At 72.9% G+C, this 19,895-nt stretch carries 11 protein-coding genes; 8 read left to right on the forward strand and 3 right to left on the reverse strand.

The window, feature by feature from the left end; genetic code table 11:
* Window positions 1–35 precede the first annotated feature (35 nt).
* Window positions 36–3,710 carry an ATP-dependent DNA helicase gene (locus DWB77_RS13510; protein ID WP_120721508.1) on the reverse strand — a complete coding sequence of 1,225 codons (3,675 nt, stop codon included), beginning with the start codon at window positions 3,708–3,710 and terminating at the stop codon, window positions 36–38.
* 161 nt (window positions 3,711–3,871) lie between these two features.
* Window positions 3,872–4,309 (reverse strand): MGMT family protein, encoded by a 438-nt coding sequence (locus DWB77_RS13515; protein ID WP_120721509.1) that lies wholly within the window; start codon window positions 4,307–4,309, stop codon window positions 3,872–3,874.
* Window positions 4,310–4,530: 221 nt separating this feature from the next.
* On the opposite strand from DWB77_RS13515, the gene DWB77_RS13520 reads away from it, so the two are divergent.
* Window positions 4,531–7,389, forward strand: a complete 2,859-nt coding sequence (locus DWB77_RS13520; RefSeq protein ID WP_246033517.1) for a lysylphosphatidylglycerol synthase transmembrane domain-containing protein — start codon at window positions 4,531–4,533, stop codon at window positions 7,387–7,389.
* A gap of 545 nt (window positions 7,390–7,934) precedes the next feature.
* On the opposite strand, the gene DWB77_RS13525 is transcribed toward DWB77_RS13520, so the two are convergent.
* Entirely contained in the window at window positions 7,935–8,672 is a 738-nt protein-coding gene (locus DWB77_RS13525; protein WP_246033518.1) for a YwiC-like family protein, read from the reverse strand.
* Between the two features lie 387 nt (window positions 8,673–9,059).
* Here DWB77_RS13525 and DWB77_RS13530 point away from each other — a divergent pair, with 387 nt between their 5' ends.
* From DWB77_RS13530 to DWB77_RS13560, 7 genes are all read left to right on the forward strand, one after another.
* A complete protein-coding gene (locus tag DWB77_RS13530) occupies window positions 9,060–12,671 on the forward strand; it encodes a nitrate reductase subunit alpha (protein WP_246033856.1) in 3,612 nt (1,203 codons plus the stop codon).
* Window positions 12,671–14,191, forward strand: coding sequence for a nitrate reductase subunit beta (gene narH, locus DWB77_RS13535; protein ID WP_120721511.1), 1,521 nt, complete (start codon window positions 12,671–12,673; stop codon window positions 14,189–14,191). Before DWB77_RS13530 ends, narH begins: the two co-directional genes overlap by 1 nt.
* Window positions 14,188–14,895, forward strand: a complete 708-nt coding sequence (gene narJ, locus DWB77_RS13540; protein WP_120721512.1) for a nitrate reductase molybdenum cofactor assembly chaperone — start codon at window positions 14,188–14,190, stop codon at window positions 14,893–14,895. Before narH ends, narJ begins: the two co-directional genes overlap by 4 nt.
* Complete coding sequence (narI, locus tag DWB77_RS13545; protein WP_120721513.1) at window positions 14,895–15,620, forward strand: respiratory nitrate reductase subunit gamma; 726 nt, start codon at window positions 14,895–14,897, stop codon at window positions 15,618–15,620. Before narJ ends, narI begins: the two co-directional genes overlap by 1 nt.
* Window positions 15,617–16,807, forward strand: coding sequence for a TIGR04053 family radical SAM/SPASM domain-containing protein (locus DWB77_RS13550; RefSeq protein ID WP_120721514.1), 1,191 nt, complete (start codon window positions 15,617–15,619; stop codon window positions 16,805–16,807). The genes narI and DWB77_RS13550 overlap by 4 nt, the downstream gene beginning before the upstream one ends.
* On the forward strand, window positions 16,804–18,201 hold the full coding sequence (gene hemG, locus DWB77_RS13555; RefSeq protein WP_120721515.1) for a protoporphyrinogen oxidase: 1,398 nt from the start codon (window positions 16,804–16,806) through the stop codon (window positions 18,199–18,201). Before DWB77_RS13550 ends, hemG begins: the two co-directional genes overlap by 4 nt.
* A gap of 69 nt (window positions 18,202–18,270) precedes the next feature.
* Window positions 18,271–19,857, forward strand: coding sequence for an alpha/beta hydrolase (locus tag DWB77_RS13560; protein WP_120721516.1), 1,587 nt, complete (start codon window positions 18,271–18,273; stop codon window positions 19,855–19,857).
* Window positions 19,858–19,895: the final 38 nt, after the last annotated feature.

Raw genomic sequence — 19,895 nt, forward strand, 5'->3', positions numbered from 1 at the left:
GGGGCCCCGGGGTCGCGCGCACCCGGTCGTCGGGGTTATTCCACCACCTGGCGGCCCTCCGGCTGGGCCGTGCACGCGGATCGGAACGTGCAGTGGGTGCAGTGCGTTCCCGGGGTCGGGGTGAAGTGTTCGTCCAGGACCTTGCCTGCCGCCGTGGCCAGGAGGTCGCCCACCCAGGCTCCCTCCAGGGGGGGCTGCGACTGGACCTTGGGGTGGGTGTCGCCGCCCTCGCGCTTGGGGGCGCTCTGGCGCAGGTGGACCAGTTCGGCGCCGCCGGGCTCGGGGCGGTGGCCCTCGAAGGCCTCGTCCAGGGCGCCCTCGCGCACGGCCAGCTGGTAGACGGCGAGCTGCGGGTGGGCGGCCACCTCGGCTGCCGTGGGCGCCTGCTTGCCGGTTTTGAAGTCGACCACGTACGCGCGGCCCTCGACGTCCCGCTCGACGCGGTCCATGGAGCCCCGGATGCGGACCTCGTACTCGCCCGCCTCCAGGGTCACGTCGAAGCCGTGTTCCGTGGCGACCGGGGTGCGGCCCCCGCGGTCCAGGGTGTGCCACTGGAGGAAGCGCTCCAGGGCGGCCCGCGCGTTCTGCTTCTCCTGGACCGACTTCCAGGGCGCGTCGAAGGCGAGCGCGTCCCAGACCGAGTCGAGGCGTTCCATCAGGACCGCGAGGTCCGCGGGCGTACGGCCGGAGGCGACCTCGTCGGCCAGGACGTGGACCACGTTGCCGAAGCCCTGGGCGGCCGTCGCGGGCGCGTCCGCCTTGACCTCGCGGCCCAGGAACCATTGCAGGGAGCAGGTGTTGGCGAGCTGGTCGAGGGCGCTGCCCGACAGGGCCAGGGGCAGGTCGCGGTCGCGCAGCGGAACCTCGGAGCGGGTCGGCTCGTACAGGCCCCACCAGCGGTGCGGATGCGCGGCGGGGACCAGCGGCCGGCCCTCGTCGTCGGTGAGCGCGGCCAGCCGTCCCAGGCGTTCGGCGGCGGCCTCGCGCAGCGTCTCGGAGGCCTCCGGGTCGATGGTGGTGGCGCGCAGTTCGGCGACGAGCGCCGCGACCGCGAGCGGCCGGCGCGGGCGGCCGGTGGTGTCGCGGGGCTCGACGCCCAGCTCGGTGAGGAAGCGGGACGGCTGGTCGCCGTCGTCGGCCGCGGCCTTGACGGCGGTCACGACCAGCCGGTCGCGGGCGCGGGTGGCCGCGACGTAGAAGAGGCGTCGTTCCTCGGCCAGGAGGGCGCCCGGGGGCAGCGGTTCGGCCAGGCCGTCGCGCCCGATCCGGTCGGCCTCCAGGAGCGAGCCGCGGCGGCGCAGGTCGGGCCAGAGCCCCTCCTGGACCCCGGCGACCACGACCAGGCTCCACTCCAGGCCCTTGGAGCGGTGGGCGGTCATGAGCCGTACCGCGTCCGGGCGGGCGGCCCGGCGGGTCAGGGTGTCGGCGGCTATGTCCTGGGCGTCGACCTCTTCGAGGAAGTTGAGCGCGCCCCGCCCGCCCGTGCGCTCCTCGGCGCGGGCCGCGGCGTCGAACAGGGCACAGACCGCGTCGAGGTCGCGGTCGGCGGCCCGGCCGCCCGCGCCGCCGCGCAGCGCGGCCCGCTCCAGGCGCTGCGGCCAGGGCGTGCCGTTCCACAGCTCCCAGAGCGCCTCGGCCGCGGTGCCGCCGCCGGCCAGGAGTTCGCGGGCCTTGCGCAGCAGGGTGGCGAGGCGCTGGGCGCCCCGGGCGTAGGAGGGGTCGTGGGCGACGAGCCGTTCGGGTTCGGCCAGGGCCCGGGCGAGCAGCACGTCGGAGGGGGCCGGGACGCGCTTGCCGGCGGCCCGCTCCTCGTCGCGCAGGGCCCGGCCCAGGCGCCGCAGGTCGGCGGTGTCCATGCCACCGAGCGGCGAGGCGAGGAGGGTGTGGGCCGTCTCGGGGTCGAGCCAGGCGGGGGACGTCTCCGTGTCGCTCTGGGGGTCGAGCCGGGCGGGCGGCACCTCGGTGTCGGTGTCGTGCTCGGAGTCGAGCCGGGCGGAGGACGTCTCCGGGTCGCTCTCGGGGTCGAGCCGGGCGGGCGGCACCTCGGTGTCGGTGTCGTGCTCGGAGTCGAGCCGGGCGGAGGACGTCTCCGGGTCGCTCTCGGGGTCGAGCCGGGCGGGCGGCACCTCGGTGTCGGTGTCGTGCTCGGAGTCGAGCCGGGCGGAGGACGTCTCCGGGTCGCTCTCGGGGTCGAGCCGGGCGGGCGGCACCTCGGTGTCGGTGTCGTGCTCGGAGTCGTTGTCGGCGGTCTCCCTCGCCGGGTCCGCCGCGGGGCCCCTACCGGGGTGGACGAGGCTGACCGGTGTGGGCGGCACGGCCGCGCCCTTGAGGGCCGCCTGCGCCACCACCCGCAGCGCCGTCAGGAGCGGCGCCACCGCGGGTTCGTCGCGCAGCGGGGTGTCGGCTCCCGAGGTGTCCACGGGGATGCCGGCGGCGGTCAGGGCGCGGCGCAGCGCGGGGATGGTGCGGGTGCCGGCGCGGACCAGGACCGCCATCTCCCGCCAGGGGACGCCCTCTTCGAGATGGGCGCGGCGCAGCAGGTCCGCGATGTTGTCCTGTTCCGTGGAGGCGGTGGGATACGTGTAGGCCTCCACCCGGCCGCCGGTGCGGGTGGGCCGCAGCTCGCGGTGGGCGCGGACCTGCTCGACGGGGAGCCGCGGCAGCGGCATGCGGCGGGTGAGCAGCCGGGTCGCGCCCAGGAGGGCGGTGCCCGAGCGGCGCGAGGTGGTGAGGACCTCGACGGGGGCCGGGCTCTTGTCCGTACGCGGGAAGGCGGCGGGGAAGTCGAGGATGCCGTTGATGTCGGCGCCCCGGAAGGTGTAGATCGACTGGTCCGGGTCGCCGAACGCGACCAGGGTGCGCCCGCCGCCCGCGAGCGCCCGAAGGAGCCGTACCTGCGCCGGGTCGGTGTCCTGGTACTCGTCGACGAAGACCGCGTCGTAGGAGGGCAGCTCGACGTGTTCGGCGAGCAGCACCGCGCGGTGGACGAGTTCGGCGTAGTCCAGGACGCCCTGGAGGTCGAGCACGTCGAGGTATTCGGCGAGGAAGGCGGAGGCCGCCTTCCAGTCCGGGCGGCCCGCGCGTTCGGCGAAGCGGGCCAGGGAGGCCGGGCCGAGGCCCAGTTCGCGGCTGCGGGCGAGCACCGCGCGGACCTCGTCGGCGAAGCCCCGGGTGGTCAGGCAGGCGCGCAGTTCGTCGGGCCAGCTCACATGGGCGAGCCCGGTCCGCTGGAGGTCGATCTGCCCGGCCAGGAGGTCGCGTACGGCCACGTCCTGCTCGGGTCCGGACAGCAGCCGCAGCGGCTCACGGAACAGCTCGGCATCCTGGTGCGCGCGGACCAGGGCGTAGCAGTAGGAGTGGAACGTGGTGGCCTGCGGGCTCTTGGCGCCCGCGCCGAGGCGCAGGGCCATGCGGTCGCGCAGTTCCACGGCGGCCTTGCGGCTGAAGGTGAGCACCAGGACGCGCTCGGGGTCCGTGCCGGCCGCGACCCGCGCCGCGACCGCCTCGACCAGGGTGGTGGTCTTGCCGGTGCCGGGCCCCGCGAGCACGAGAAGCGGACCCGAGCGGTGGTCAACCACCCTGCGCTGGGGTGCGTCAAGGAGAGGGGGGTCCACCGGGACCGGCGGGGTTCGCACCAGCCGGTACGCGCCGGGGGACGCCCGGCGTACCTGCTGGTACGCCGTACGCCCGGTGGAGGAGGAGGAGCTCACGTGGTTCGCCGGTCCTGGTGGGTGTGCTGGTCGTGATGGTGGTGACGGGGCTCGCGCGGTCGGCGCGGACCCTCGACGGTACGCCGAACCGTGCCCGAACCGCAGCGGGTCATCCGTACGGTCCTGTGGCCGCCCCCGGCGGCGCCGGATGGCGGAAGCTGTCAGGTATGAGCCGCCCCGCCGCCGAGCCCGCCCGCCGCGCCGCCGGAGCCGTCGGCGATGTCTGCGCCCTCGGAGCCGTCCCAGCGCGCCCGCCGCATGTCGAGCCGGGGCAGATGGCCCTCGGCGGAGCGGCCGGCCTCGCGCAGCGGTGTGGCCTCGTCCCGGTAGCGCTCCAGGGCGCGCAGTTCATGGCCCGCGAGCAGCACGCCGTCGGAGCGCACCACGCGCCACCAGGGCGCCGCCCCGCCGTACAGCGCCATGACCCGGCCGACCTGGCGGGGGCCGCCCTCGCCGAGCCATTCCGCCACGTCCCCGTAGGTCATCACCCGTCCGGGCGGGATCCGGTCGGCGACGTCGAGGACCCGTTCCGCGTACTCGGGAAGCTCGGGCGGCGCCTCGCCCGCCCGGTCCGCCCGGTCCCTCTGCTGCTGGCTCATCCGCTCCATCCTGCCGCACGCCACCGACAGTCGCCCCGGGTCGGGTCATTTCCGGACGCAGCGCGGTCGCGGAGCGACAAAGGGGCGCAACTCACACAGCGCACGCCCTGGCAATGCACCCTGCTGCCCCCCTGGGATCTCTGGACATGCCACCATCATGCGGGCGGTGAGCGGTGATACGAGACAGAGACAAGTCGGACCAGTCAGCGAAGGAGCGGGGCGTGCAGCCACCCGAGGCGGCGGCGGACAGCACCCCTGGAACGGGGCGGCAGGCCGACCCGTCCAAGGCCCCCGAGCCGACGGGCGAGGGCGGGACACCCGGAGCGGAACCCGGCCGCACGACCGGATCCGAAGCCTCCGCGCACCACGACCGCCCCGCCGGCGCCGACGGATCCCGAGCCCCCGAAGGAACCGGCCCCACGGAGTGCGGACCGCGCGGCGACGCCCTGTGCGACGACACCCCGGGGTCCATCGAACGCGTCTCCGTGGACGAACCGCTGCTGCCCGCCCGCGTGCACCGCCCCTCGGACCTGCTCCGGCTGCTCACCGGCGTGCTCGCCATCGCCGTCGTCCTGGCCGTCGCCGCGTTCGCCCACGGCACCACGTCCGGCCTGGAAGACGACATCACCAAGGGCACCACCGGCACCCCGGACGTCCTGATCCGGCTCGCCGGGCTCACCTCCAGCATCGCCGTCCTCGTGCTGCCCGTCGCCTTCGCCATCGAGCGGCTGATCAAACGGGACGGGCTGCGGATCGCCGACGGCGTGCTCGCCGCGGTGCTCGCGCACGGCGTCGCCCTCGCCACCGACCTGTGGGTCGCCAAGTCCGCGCCCGGCTCGATCACCGAGGCGCTGACCCGGCCGTCCTCCTCGGGGGGCCTCACCGACCCCGTGCACGGCTATCTCGCCCCCGTCATCGCCTATATGACGGCCGTCGGAATGGCCCGCAGACCCCGCTGGCGGGTCGCGCTGTGGGCCGTTCTGCTGCTCAACTCCTTCGCGGTGCTGGTCGGCAGGCAGACCACCCCGTTCTCGATCGTCGTGACGATCCTGATCGGCTGGACCGTCGCGTACGGCACGCTCTACGCCGTCGGCTCGCCCAATGTGCGGCCCACCGGGCAGACCCTGCTCGCGGGCCTGCGCCACGTCGGCTTCAACCCGGTGACCGCGCTGCGCGCCGAGGACGTACCGGACTCGATGGAGCAGGGCGAGCGGGGCCGGCGCTATCTGGTCACCCTGGAGGACGGGCCGCCCCTGGACGTCACGGTGGTCGACCGCGAGCAGCAGGCGCAGGGCTTCTTCTACCGGGTGTGGCGGCGTCTGACGCTGCGCTCCATCACCACCCGCCGCTCGATTCAGTCGCTGCGACAGGCACTGGAGCAGGAGGCGCTCCTCGCGTACGCGGCGATCGCGGCCGGGGCGAACGCGCCCAAGCTGATCGCCACCTCCGAACTCGGCCCCGACGCGGTGATGCTGGTCTACGAGCACACCGGCGGCCGCTCCCTGGACTCGCTGGACGACGAGGAGATCACCGACGCGCTGATGCGCGAGACCTGGCGACAGGTGGAGGCCCTCCAGTCGCGCCGGATCGCGCATCGCAGGCTGGCCGGCGACGCGATCCTGGTGGATCGTTCCGGCAGGGTGATCGTGACCGATCTGCGCGGTGGCGAGATCGCGGCCGGCGACATCGTGCTCCGCATGGACGTGGCCCAACTGCTCACCACCCTCGGCCTGCGCGTCGGCGCCGAGCGTGCGGTGGCCTCCGCGCTCGACGTGCTCGGCCCGGACGCGGTCGCCGACAGCCTTCCGCTGCTCCAGCCCATCGCGCTGAGCCGCTCCACCCGCGCGACGCTGCGCAAGCTCGGGCGCGAGCAGGCGCAGCGCGAGCGCGAGGCGGTCCTGGAGGCCTCCGACGCGACGCGGGAGGCGAAGGCGGCGGAGGCCGCCGCGGCGAAGGAGGCGGCGGCGCATCCCGAAGCCGTGGCCGCGCCGGACGGCCGCAAGGCGGTCAAGGCCGAGAAGAAGGCCGAGAAGCTGGCCATCGACGAGGCCCTGGACGAGGCGCACGAGGACGATCTGCTCACCCAGATCCGTCACCAGGTGCTCCTGATCCGGCCGCAGGCCCCGGTGGAGCCGGTACGCCTCGAACGCATCAAGGTCAAGACGCTGATCAGCTTTGTCGCGGGGGCCTTCGCCGCGTACTTCCTGCTGGTGCAGCTCACCAACATCAAGTTCGGCGATCTGGTCGCCAACGCGCAGTGGGGCTGGGTCGCGACGGCCGTGCTGTTCTCCGCGCTGTCCTACCCGGCGGCCGCGGCCAGCCTGCTCGGCTTCGTGCCCGAGCGGGTGCCGTTCTGGCGGGCGGTGGTCGCGCAGGTCGCGGGCTCCTTCGTGAAGCTGGTGGCGCCGGCGGCGGTCGGTGGCGTCGCCCTCAACACCCGTTTCCTCCAGCGCGCGGGGGTACGGCCGGGGCTCGCGGTGGCGAGCGTGGGCGCCTCCCAGCTCTTCGGGCTCGCCTCGCACATCTCGCTGCTGCTGATCTTCGGCTATGTGACCGGCACCGAGCAGACCTCGGAACTGTCGCCGTCCCGCACGGTGATCGCGGGGCTGCTCACGGCGGCCGTGCTGATCCTGGTCGTCACCGCGGTCCCCTTCCTGCGGAAGTTCGTGGTCAGCCGGGTGCGGTCGCTGTTCGCGGGTGTGGTGCCGCGCATGCTGGACGTGCTCCAGCGGCCGCAGAAGCTGATCACCGGGATCGGGGGGATGCTGCTCCTGACGGGTGTGTTCGTGATGTGCCTCGACGCGTCGATCCGGGCGTTCGGTACGGGCAGTGACCACACGCTGAGCTACGCGAGCGTGGCGGTGGTCTTCCTGACCGCCAACGCGCTCGGCTCCGCGGCGCCGACGCCGGGGGGTGTGGGGGCGGTTGAGCTGGCGCTGTCCACGGCGTTGACGATCGCCGGCATGACGGCGGAGACGGCGACCTCGGCGGTTCTCCTGTACCGCCTGCTGACGTTCTGGCTCCCCGTACTGCCGGGCTGGCTGTGCTTCAACTACCTAACCCGCAAGGGCCAGTTGTAGCCCCGGCCCCCAACCCCCTTCCACCTGCGGACCGTGCCCGCGTCTCGCGCAGTTCCCCGCGCCCCCAAACCCCCTTGGATCTGCGGACCGTGCCCGCTTCCCGCGCCCCCAAACCCCCTTGGATCTGCGGACCGTGCCCGCTTCCCGCGCAGTTCCCCGCGCCCCTAAACCCGCTTTGGTCCGCGGACCGTGCCCGCTTCCCGCGCAGTTCCCCGCGCCCCTAAACCCGCTTTGGTCCGCGGACCGTGCCCGCTTCCCGCGCAGTTCCCCGCGCCCCTGGCGGGGCGTACCTCGGCCACGCTGAGCAGTGACGCAACTCCCTGAAGCACACGGCAAACCCGCCACCCCAGCGCCCTGAAGGGGCGCGGGGAACTGCGCGACCAGCCCCGCACGGCCCGCGGACGAGAACGGGGTTCAGGGGCGCGGGGAACTGCGCGAGCGGCCACGCACGGCCTGCACCCGAAGGCGGGTTTAGGGGCGCGGGGAACTGCGCGACCAGCCACGCACGGCCTGCGGGCGAAAACAAAGTTACAGGGGGCGCGGGGTCACAGCACAGCAACCAGCACCCCCAACAAGCCCACCCCGCAAGCCACCTCCCCCACCCCCACAACCCCCACCCTCACCCCCCGCCCCGGCAGCACCACCGCCCGCGCGAGGAAGAGCGCGAAGGGGACGGCCAGCCAGGGGGACAGGGCGGCCGCCAGGGGCAGCGCCGCGCAGTGGTAGGCGACCGAACCCCGGTAGTACGCACGCGAACCCCGCTCCCGAATCATCGTCTTCACATACGGAACCGTCCCCGCGAAATACAGCAGACAGGCCACCGCAGGCGCGACACCCGCACCCCACGACCCGCCCACCCCCACCCCCACCCGCAACGTCACCAGCGCCATCGCACAGGCCGGGACCACCGCCGCCAGGCCGTTCGCCAGCGCCCGCTCCCGATTGGCGTACGCGTAAAGGAAGTTGACCGCGATGAACGGCACCGCGCACGCCGCCGCCCACAGCAGCCAGGGGCGCCCGACGGCGAGCGGGAGCCCGAAGGCCGCCGCGCCGGCGCCGCAGCACACCGCGGGCCGGACATGGCGGCGCGGCGCCCTCGGGTTGCGGCCGATCCGGGTCAGCCGCAGCCACTGCTGGGCGTGGTACACGGCGAGGTAGCCGAGCAGCCAGGCCGCCAGGAGCGGAACGTGCGCCCAGCGCGGCCGGCCGAGGAGGGTTCCGGCGAGGAAGGGAACGGCCAGCATCGCCCACGCCCCGTGCTGGTTCGGCACCCAGCGGCTCACCCGGCGACTCCGGCGCCGGCCCGCACTCCGGCGCCGCCCCACACTCCGGCTCCCGCTCACACCCGCCCCATTTCCTCATTCCGCGAAGAATGACCGAAAGTACGAGACGCCCCGTAAACCCGGCGCCCTTTTCATTTTCGCAGCCCCGCCCGGGGGCAGTTGCGGGATTAGGTCACCGCCCGACGGGACCAAAGCCCCGGGGTTTCAAGAGACGGCGGGCGTAGGGTCGTTGAAGGCCGTCCGGAGGCGTCCGCATTTCCCGACAGTCCGTCCGGAAAGGCCCGCTCACATTCTTTTTCCGGGCCCGAGGAGTTTCCCGTGCACAAGAGGACGAGGCCGCAACCGAAGGCACCGCGCGAAAGCGGCACCCGCACCGCCGACGCCCTGGTGCGGGCGGGCAGCTTCTTCACCCGCGCCGAGGTCTCCGACGATCTGCGCACCGTGCACCGTACGGGCGGCCGGGGCGCGGAGGCGTTCTACCGGGACCGCTGGAGCCACGACAAGGTCGTGTACTCGACGCACGGCGTGAACTGCACCGGCTCGTGCCGGTGGAAGGTGTACGTCAAGGACGGGATCATCACCTGGGAGACCCAGGCGACCGACTACCCCTCCGTCGGCCCCGACCGCCCCGAGTACGAGCCGCGCGGCTGCCCGCGCGGCGCCTCCTTCTCCTGGTACAGCTACTCGCCGACCCGGGTCCGGTACCCGCACGTACGCGGCGAGCTCCTGACGATGTACCGCGAGGCCAAGGCGCGCCTGAACGATCCGGTGCTGGCCTGGGCCGACATCCAGGGCGACCCGGAGCGGCGCCGGGCGTACCAGAAGGCGCGCGGCAAGGGCGGTCTGGTGCGGGCGAGTTGGGAGGAGGCCGTCGAGATCGTCGCGGCCGCCCATGTGCACACCATCAAGGAGCACGGCCCGGACCGGGTCGCGGGCTTCTCGCCCATTCCCGCGATGTCGATGGCCTCGCACGCGGCCGGCGCCCGCTTCCACTCCCTCATCGGCGCGCCGATGCTGTCCTTCTACGACTGGTACGCGGATCTGCCCGTGGCATCCCCGCAGGTCTTCGGGGACCAGACCGATGTGCCGGAGTCGGGCGACTGGTGGGACGCGGCCTATTTGATGATGTGGGGCTCCAACGTCCCGGTGACGCGTACGCCCGACGCGCACTGGATGACCGAGGCCCGTTATCGCGGCCAGAAGGTGGTCACCGTTTCCCCGGATTTCGCGGACAACACCAAGTTCGCGGACGAGTGGATGCATCCGCATCCGGGAACGGACGGCGCGCTCGCCCTCGCCATGGGCCATGTCATCCTCAAGGAATTCTTCGTGGAGCGGCAGACGCCGTTCTTCACGGATTACGTCCGCACCTATACGGATCTGCCGTTCCTGGTCTCCCTGAAGGAAACCGACGAGGGGCTCGTCCCGCACAAGTTCGTCACGGCGGCCGATCTCGGCGAGGACACCGAGAACGCGCGGTGGAAGACCGTCCTCATCGACGACGTCACCGGTGAACCGACCGTCCCGAACGGCACGTTGGGCCACCGCTGGGGCAGTACGCCCGAGTGGAACCTGGACCTCGGGGAGGTCGTGCCGCGCCTCACCCTGCTCGGCTCGGGCGAGAGCGCCGAGGTCGTGCTGCCGCGCTTCGAGGGAACCTCCGAGGACGCCCCGGGCGTCATGCGCCGTGGCGTCCCCGTGCGCCGGATCGGCGGCCGGCCCGTCACCACCGTGTACGACCTGATGCTGGCCCAGTACGGCGTGGGCCGCGCGGGGCTGCCGGGCGACTGGCCCACGTCGTACGAGGACGCGGCGAGCCCGGGAACACCCGGCTGGCAGGAGAGCATCACCTCCGTACCGGCCGCCCAAGTCGCCCGCGTGGCACGGGAGTTCGCCGAGACGGCGGAGAAGTCCGGGGGGCGCTGCATGATCCTCATGGGCGCCGGCACCAACCACTGGTTCCACTCCGAGACGATCTACCGGGCCTTCCTCGCGCTGCTCACCCTGACCGGCTGCCAGGGCCGCAACGGCGGCGGCTGGGGGCACTACGTCGGGCAGGAGAAGTGCCGCCCGGTCACCGGCTGGGCCACCCTGGCGAGCGCCTCCGACTGGACCCGGCCGCCCCGGCACATGATCGGCGCGGGCTGGTTCTATCTCCACACCGACCAGTGGCGTTATGACACGCTGCCCACCGAGGCGCTGGCCTCCCCGCTCGGCGACGGCCGCTTCGAGGGCATGACGGGCGCCGACTGCCTGGCCGCCTCGGCCCGTATGGGCTGGATGCCGTCCTATCCGACCTTCGACCGCAATCCGCTGGAGCTCGGCGAGGCCGAGGATCCCGTCCGGTACGTGGTGGACGAGCTGAAGGCGGGGCGGCTCGGCTTCGCGGGCGAGGACCCGGACGCACCCCGCAACTGGCCGCGCGTCCTGAACGTCTGGCGCGCCAATCTGCTCGGCTCGTCCTCCAAGGGCAACGAGTACTTCCTCAAGCATCTGCTCGGCACCCACTCCAACCTGCCCGACGACGGGCCCCGGTGCGCCCCGCGCGATGTGGCCTGGCGCCCCGAGGACGTCGAGGGCAAGCTCGATCTGCTGCTCTCGATGGACTTCCGGATGACGTCGACGACGCTGCTCAGCGATGTCGTGCTGCCCGCCGCCACCTGGTACGAGAAGCACGATCTGTCCTCCACCGACATGCATCCGTTCCTGCACGCCTTCACCCCGGCCGTGGACCCGCCGTGGCAGGCCCGCTCCGACTACGACGCCTTCCGGGCGCTGGCCGAACGCTTCGGCGAGCTGGCCGGCGAACACCTCGGGGTGCGCAGGGACGTGGTCGCCACCGCGCTCCAGCACGACACCCCGGGCGGCGAGATGGCCCAGCCCGGCGGGATCGCGCTCGACTGGTCCAAGGGCGAGTGCGAGCCGGTGCCGGGCCGGACGATGTACAACCTGACGGTCGTCGAGCGGGACTACGGCGCGGTCGGCGAGAAGTTCGCGGCGCTCGGGCCCCTGGTGGACGAGTTGGGCGTCACCACCAAGGCGGTCACCTACGACGTGGCCGAGGAGGTCGCGTATCTGGGTGAGAAGAACGGTCGCGTGCGCGCGGGAGTCGCCGCGGGGCGGCCGCGTCTGGACACCGCCCAGCACGCCTGCGAGGCGATCCTCTCGCTCTCCGGCACCTCCAACGGGCGGCTGGCGACGCAGGGTTTCGAGACCCTGGAGCGGCGGACCGGGCAGCCCATGGCGCACCTCGCCGCCGAGGCGGAGGGCAAGCGGATCACCTTCGCGGACACCCAGGCCCGGCCGGTGCCGGTGATCACCTCGCCGGAGTGGTCGGGCAGCGAGTCGGGCGGGCGGCGCTACACCGCGTTCACCGTCAACACCGAACACCTCAAGCCCTGGCACACCCTCACCGGACGCCAGCACTTCTTCCTCGACCACGACTGGATCCACGAGGTCGGCGAGGCGCTGCCCGTCTACAAGCCGCCGCTGGACATGCACCGCCTGTACGGGGAGCCGGAGCTCGGCGCCACGGACGGCAAGCAGGTCGCGGTCCGCTATCTCACCCCGCACAACAAGTGGGCGATCCACAGCCAGTACCAGGACAACCTGTACATGATGACGCTCGGCCGGGGCGGCCAGACCATCTGGATGTCGCCGCGGGACGCCGACGCGATCGGGGTGGCGGACAACGACTGGATCGAGGCGGTCAACCGCAACGGCGTGGTCACCGCCCGCGCCATCGTCTCGCACAAGATGCCCGCGGGGACCGTCTACATGAACCACGCGCAGGAGCGCACGGTCGGCGTGCCGAAGACGGAGAAGACCGGCAGGCGCGGCGGGATCCACAACTCGCTCACCCGGATCATGCTCAAGCCCACCCATCTCGTGGGCGGATACGCCCAGTTGACGTGGGCGTTCAACTATCTCGGCCCGACCGGCAACCAGCGCGACGAGGTCACCGTCATCCGCCGCCGCGACCAGGAGGTCCAGTACTGATGCGCGTGATGGCCCAGATCGCCATGGTCATGAACCTCGACAAGTGCATCGGCTGCCACACCTGCTCGGTCACCTGCAAGCAGGCGTGGACCAACCGGCAGGGCACCGAGTACGTCTGGTTCAACAACGTCGAGACCCTCCCCGGCCAGGGCTATCCGCGCCGCTGGGAGGACCAGGAGAAGTGGCGGGGCGGCTGGGAGCGCACCCGCTCCGGCACCCTGCGGCTGCGCGCGGGCAGCCGGCTCAAGCGGCTCGGAAACATCTTCGCCAACCCCGAACTGCCCGGGATCGACGACTACTACCAGCCGTGGACGTACGAGTACAAGAATCTGATCGATGCCCCGGCGGGCGACGACCTGCCGGTCGCGCGGCCCGTGTCCAGCCTGACCGGCGAGCCCCTCGACACCATCGAGTGGGGCCCGAACTGGGACGACAACCTGGGCGGCGCGCCGCGCAACGCCCCGCGCGACCCCATCGTGGAGAAGATCCGCGACGAGGTCGGCGAGCGGATCCGCTTCGAGTTCGAGCAGAGCTTCATGTTCTATCTGCCCCGGGTGTGCGAGCACTGTCTGAACCCCGCGTGCGTCTCGTCGTGCCCGTCGGGGGCGATGTACAAGCGCGAGGAGGACGGCATCGTCCTGGTCGACCAGGACGACTGCCGCGGCTGGCGGATGTGTGTGACGGGCTGCCCGTACAAGAAGGTCTACTTCAACCACTCCACCGGCAAGGCCGAGAAGTGCACCTTCTGCTTCCCGCGCATCGAGGTGGGCCTGCCCACCGTCTGCTCGGAGACGTGCGTGGGGCGGATGCGTTATCTCGGCGTCATGCTGTACGACGCCGACAAGGTGACCGAGGCGGCCTCCGTCGAGGACGAACACGACCTGTATCCAAGCCAGTTGGGGTGCTTCCTCGACCCGCATGACCCGGCGGTGGTCGCCGCGGCGAAGGCGTCGGGCATCACCCACGAATGGATCGAGGCGGCCCGCCGCTCCCCCGTGTACGACCTCATCGCCACCTACCAGGTCGCCCTTCCGCTCCATCCCGAATACCGCACCATGCCCATGGTCTGGTACGTGCCGCCGCTCTCGCCGGTCGTCGAGGCGGTCGCCGCGAGCGGGCACGACGGCGAGGACGCCGGGAACCTGTTCGGCGCGATCGACGCCCTGCGGATCCCGGTGGAGTATCTGGCCGAGCTCCTGACCGCGGGCGACACCGTCCCGGTGGAGGCGGTCCTGCACCGGATGGCCGCGATGCGCGCTTACATGCGGCGCGTCAACCTCGGCGAGGAGCGGGACGAGTCGATCGCCGCCGCCGTGGGGCTGACCGGCCCCGAGTTGGAGGACCTGTTCCGGCTGCTCGCCATCGCCAAGTACGAGGACCGCTACGTCGTGCCGAGCGCGGCCCGCGCCGACGCCGACGCCCTGGCGGAGGCCCATCCGCTCGACGACGCCTGCCCGGTCGGCGAAGCGGCGCCGGGCCGTGTCCTGCTGAACCTCTCCCCCACCCGGAGAAGCGCGTGAACGCCGAGAACGCCGAGAACCCCGAGAATGCCGCGAACGCCGAGAGCCCCCAGAACTCAGCCGTCCCGCGGCTGGTCGCGGCCCGCTGTCTGCGCTACCCCGACGAGCTTCTATACGCCCAACTCCCGCTGCTGCGCACGGCCTTGAGCGAGCACGCGGCCCCGGGCGCCGCGCGGCTCAGGGACTTCGTGGACACGGTGGCCGCCACCGAACCGCTGGACCTGGCCGCGCACTACACGGCCACGTTCGACACCCGCAACCGGCGCTGCCTGTATCTGACGTGGTGGGCCGACGGCGACACCCGGCGCCGGGGCCTCTCGCTCGTGCGGCTCAAGCGGATCTACCGCGACCACGGCCTGGAGTTCAGCCACGAGGAGCTTCCCGACTTCCTTCCGGCCGTCCTGGAGTTCGCCGGGCGCCACGAGGAGCCCGGCACCGAGCTGCTCCAGGAGCACCGGGCCGGCCTCGAACTGCTGCGGCTCGCCCTGATCGAGGCCGGCACGCCCTACGCCGATGTCCTCGAAGCGGTGTGCGCCACCCTGCCGGGGGCCTCGCCCACCACGAAGGCCGAGGCGAAGGCGCTGGCCAAGGCCGGGCCGCCGCAGGAGTCCGTGGGCCTCGAACCGCGCGGACCGGGCGTCGAACCGTTCGGGCCCGGCGTCGAACTCCCCTGGCCCGGCTTCCGCGAGAGGAAGGACTCCTGATGGAGCTGCTGCTGTGGGGCGTGCTGCCCTATGTGTCGATCGCCCTGCTGATCGCGGGCGTCTGCTGGCGGGCCCGCTTCGACCGGTTCGGCTGGACCACCCACTCCAGCCAGGTCCACGAGTCGAAGCTGCTGCGCATCGGCTCGCCGCTCTTCCACTTCGGGATGGCCTTCGTGGTGCTCGGCCATGTGGTCGGTCTGCTGATCCCACGGAGCTGGACGGACGCGGTCGGGGTCGGTGACCACACCTACCATCTGGTCGCCGTGTCGACGGGCGCCGTCGCCGGCCTTGCGGCGGCGGCCGGTGTCGGGCTGCTGGTCTGGCGCCGGTTCACGGTCCCGGCGGTGCGCCGGGCGACCCTGCGCGGCGACCGCCTGATGTATGCGTTCCTGCTCGGCGCGATGACGCTCGGCCTCGCCGCGACGATCCTCAACTCGACCGGTGCGACCGGGGATTACAACTACCGCGAGGGCATCTCGATCTGGTTCCGCTCCCTGTTCACCTTCCGGCCGGACCACCACCTGATGGGCGCGGCTCCGCTCGCCTTCCAGCTGCACATCCTGTTCGGCTTCATCCTGTTCGCCCTGATCCCGTACTCGCGCCTGGTGCACATGTTCAGCGCCCCGGTGCGGTACCTGTTCCGCCCGTACGTCGTCTACCGGCGCCGCGATCCGAAGCTGGCCGGCGTCCGCGAGGACCGGCGCGGCTGGGAGAGGGTGCGATGAGCGGGCACAAGGGCGGGCCCACTCTCGTCCGCAGGCCCCGGCACGCCCTGGCGGAGCGGCCCTTCATCGTCATCTGGGAGGCCACCCGCGCCTGCCCGCTCGCCTGCCTGCACTGCCGCGCCGAGGCACAGCCGGAGCGCGACGCGGGCGAACTCGACGGGATGGACGCCCGGCATCTGATGGACCAGATCGCCGCGTTCGGGAGGCCGAGCCCGCTCTTCGTGATCACCGGCGGCGACCCGTTCCAGCGGCCCGACCTCAACGACCTTGTGGCGTACGGCAGTTCACTCGGGCTGCGGGTCGCGGTGTCGCCGTCCGGCACGCCGACCCTGACCCGCGCCAACCTGACGGCGGTGCGGGACGCGGGCGCGGTGGCCCTCTCCCTCTCGCTCGACGGGTCGACGGCCGAGCGGCACGACGCCTTCCGGGGTGTCGACGGGGTCTTCGACTGGACCCTGGACGGCTGGCGCACGGCCCGCGCGCTCGGTCTCAAGGTGCAGATCAACACCACCGTCACCCGCGCGGCACTGCCGGACCTCGCCGACATCGCGGCCCTGGTCAAGCGCGAGGGCGCGATGCTCTGGTCCGGCTTCGTGCTGGTGCCCACCGGCCGCGGCGCCGACCTCGACGCGCCGACCCCGCACGAGATCGAGGACGTGCTGCACTTCTTGTACGACTGCGGTTCGGTCATCGCCACCAAGACGACGGAGGGCCACCACTTCCGGCGGGTCGCGCTCCAGCGGGCGATCCTGACCCGGCACTGCCAGACCCCCCAGCTGGGACCACTTTATCGTCAACTCGCCGACAGGGCACATGAGTTGGGCTTCTTCGAGGGCGAGGGGCGTGCCGTGCGCAGGCCTCCGATGGACGTGTCCTCGGGCCGGGGCTTCGTCTTCGTCTCGCACACCGGCGAGGTCCACCCCAGCGGCTTCCTGCCCGTCACGGCCGGCAATGTGAAGCACCATCCGCTGGCCGAGATCTACCGCGGCTCGGCCCTCTTCACCACCCTGCGCGACCCGGCCCTGCTGCGCGGTGCGTGCGGGCGCTGCGAGTTCAACTCCGTGTGCGGGGGCTCCCGTTCACGGGCGTACGGGGTGACCGGGGATGTGCTCGCCGCCGACCCGTGGTGTGCGTACGAGCCCGGCAGTTTCCCCCATCAGGACGACCTCCGAGAGCTGGTTCCATGACATCGACACGATCGGTCATCGTCATCGGCGGAGGCGTCAGCGGCCTCGCCGCCGCCTGGGAGTTGCGCGACCGCGCCGAGGTCACGGTCCTGGAGAGCGACGCGAAGGTCGGCGGCAAGCTCCGCACCGGCACGCTCGCCGGGGTCGCCGTGGACGAAGGCGCCGAGTCCGTGATGGCGCTGCGGCCCGAGGCGGTCGAGCTGGCCGAGGCGGTGGGCCTCGGCCGGACCCTGACCGACCCGGCGCCCGCCCCGGTCACCGTGTGGACGCGGGACGCGCTGCGCCCGATGCCCGCCGGTCATGTGCTCGGCATCCCGTCCGACCCGGCGGCGCTCGCCGGGACGGGCCTGCTCTCCGACGCGGGCCTGGCCCGTCTGTGCGCCGAGCCGGACCGGCCGCCGACCCCCCTCACCGAGGACGTCGCCATCGCCGCCTACCTCAGCGAACGGATCGGCCGGGAGGCGGTGGACCGCCTGGTGGAGCCGCTGCTCGGCGGCGTGTACGCGGGCCGCACCGACGAGCTGTCCCTGCGCTCGGCGATGCCGGGCGTGGCGGGCATCGCCGAGCGCGGCGAGCCACTCCTCGCCTCGTTGCGCGGCCGGCCGCGTCCCCGGGGGTCCTTCGTGCGCGGCATCGAGGGCGGCACCGGACGGCTGCCGCTCGCCGTCGCCCGGGCGAGCGGCGCCCGCGTCCTGACGGGCACGACCGCACGGGCCCTGGAACCCACCGCCTCCGGTGCCTGGCGCGTTCACGCGGCGACCGCGGACGGGCCGCTGCTGCTCACCGCCGACGCGGTGATCCTCGCGGTGCCCGCGTTCGCGGCGGCGGCCCTGCTGCGCCCGCACGCGCCCGCCGTCCACCGCGAGCTCGCCGCCATCCCGTACGCGAGCACGGCCGTCCTGACGATGGCGTTCCCCCGCGACCGGGCCGGGCTCGGCGCGCTGCCCGACGGCAACGGCTTCCTGGTGCCGCCCGTCGACGGCCGCACGGTCAAGGCGGCCACCTTCCTCTCCACCAAGTGGGGCTGGCAGGCCGCCGCGGCCCCGCACCTCTTCCTGCTGCGCGCCTCGGTGGGCCGGGCCGGCGAGGAGCACCTCCTGGACCGCCCCGACCGCCACCTCCTGCGGGCCGCCCTGCACGACCTGCACCACGCGGTCGGCCCGATAGGCGAACCGCTCGCGGCCCGGGTCACCCGCTGGGACCGGGGCCTGCCCCAGTACACGGTGGGCCACGCCGCACGCCTGGCCCGGATCGCCGAGGGCGTCGCGGCCCTTGCCGGCCTGGAGGTGTGCGGCGCGGCGTACGAGGGCGTCGGCATCGCGGCCTGTGTGGCGACGGGGTCGGCCGCGGCCCGGCGGGTGCTGGAGGGAGCGCGGGCGGCCGTTCCGGGCTGAGCCGCGCCCACCACCCTGATGGGCCGCCCCGCTCGCGCGCCCCCCGGCCCTCCGCCGCAGGATGGGGGGATGGAACACCACCGTGCCCCGCGCAAGCGGAACCGGGCCGCCGCGTTCAGCGCCGCCGCCGTACTGCTCGCCGCCGTCGGATGTTCCGGCGGGGCGAAGGACGACGACGGCCTCACCTCCGGCACCGCGAACGCGGCCGAGCTCGCCACCCAGAAGCTGAACTGGAAGGCGTGCCCGGCACCCACCGCGGCCCAGGGCACGGGCTCGACGCCCTCCGCGCCGCCCGGCGGCGGCGAGTGGAAGTGCGCCACCTTGAAGGTGCCGCTCGACTACGCCGCCCCCAAGGCCGGCACCCTCGACCTCGCCCTCATCCGCGCCGAGGCCACCGACAAGGACCACCGCATCGGCTCGCTCGTCTTCAACTTCGGTGGCCCCGGCGGCTCCGGCGTCACCACCCTGCCCGCGGCGGCGAGCGACTACGCGGCCCTGCGCGCCCGCTACGACCTGGTCAGCTTCGACCCGCGCGGCGTCGGCGCCAGCGCGCCCGTGCGCTGCGAGAACGACTCCCAGCTCGACACCTACTTCTCCCAGGACGCCACCCCTGACGACGCCGCCGAGGAGAAGACGTATCTGGACGGCCTCAAGTCGTTCGCCACCGCCTGCCAGGACAACTCCGGCGCGGTGCTTCCCCATGTGGGCACCACCAGCGCGGCCCGCGACATGGATCTGCTGCGCCAGGTGCTCGGGGACCGGAAGCTGAACTACATGGGGATCTCGTACGGCACCGAACTCGGCGGCGTCTACGCCCACTTGTTCCCGCACAACGTCGGGCGGGCCGTCTTCGACGCCGTCGTCGACCCCACCAGCGATGTCGAACAGGGCGCGATCGGCCAGGCCAAGGGGTTCCAGCTCGCCCTCGACAACTTCGCCAAGGACTGCGTGGACCGGGGCGACAAGTGTCTGCTGCGCGGCGCGAACGTCAAGGAGGTCGAGGACGTCGTCGTGAAGCTGATCGCCCAGCTCGGCGACAAGCCGATCCCGGCGGGCAACAGCGGGCGGCGGCTCACCGCGACCCAGGCCACCAACGGCATCGCCCAGGCCCTGTACTCCAAGGAGTACTGGCCGCTCCTGGAGCAGGGCGTCGACGAGGCCGAGGGCGGCAACGGCGCGCTGCTGCTCGCCCTCTCGGACGCCATGAACGGGCGCGGCAAGGACGGCACGTACAGCAACATCCAGGCCGCCAACGCGGCGATCAACTGCGCCGATTTCAAACAGCGTTACTCGCTGGAGCAGACCAAGGCCAAGCTGCCCGAGTTCCGTCGGGCCTCGCCCGTCTTCGGCGACTTCATGGCCTGGGGCCTGATGGGGTGCTCCGCGTGGCCGGTCGCCGGAGCGTGGACCACGCCCGACGTGAGCGCGCCGGGCTCGGCCCCGATCGTGGTCGTCGGCAACACGGGCGACCCGGCGACCCCGTACCAGGGCGCCAAGAACATGGTGGACAAGCTCGGGCCCGGGGTCGGCGTGGAGCTCACGTACAAGGGGCAGGGGCACGGGGCGTACAACAGCGGCGACAAGTGTGTGCAGGGCGCGGTGAACGCGTACCTGCTGGAAGGAAAGGTTCCCTCGGCGGGGACGGTGTGCCAGTGAGCCGGTGCGGTTTCGGGGCACGTCGTGGTGCGTTCGAC

The sequence above is a fragment of the Streptomyces hundungensis genome (assembly GCF_003627815.1).
In the GTDB taxonomy this organism is placed as follows: Bacteria; Actinomycetota; Actinomycetes; order Streptomycetales; family Streptomycetaceae; genus Streptomyces; species Streptomyces hundungensis_A.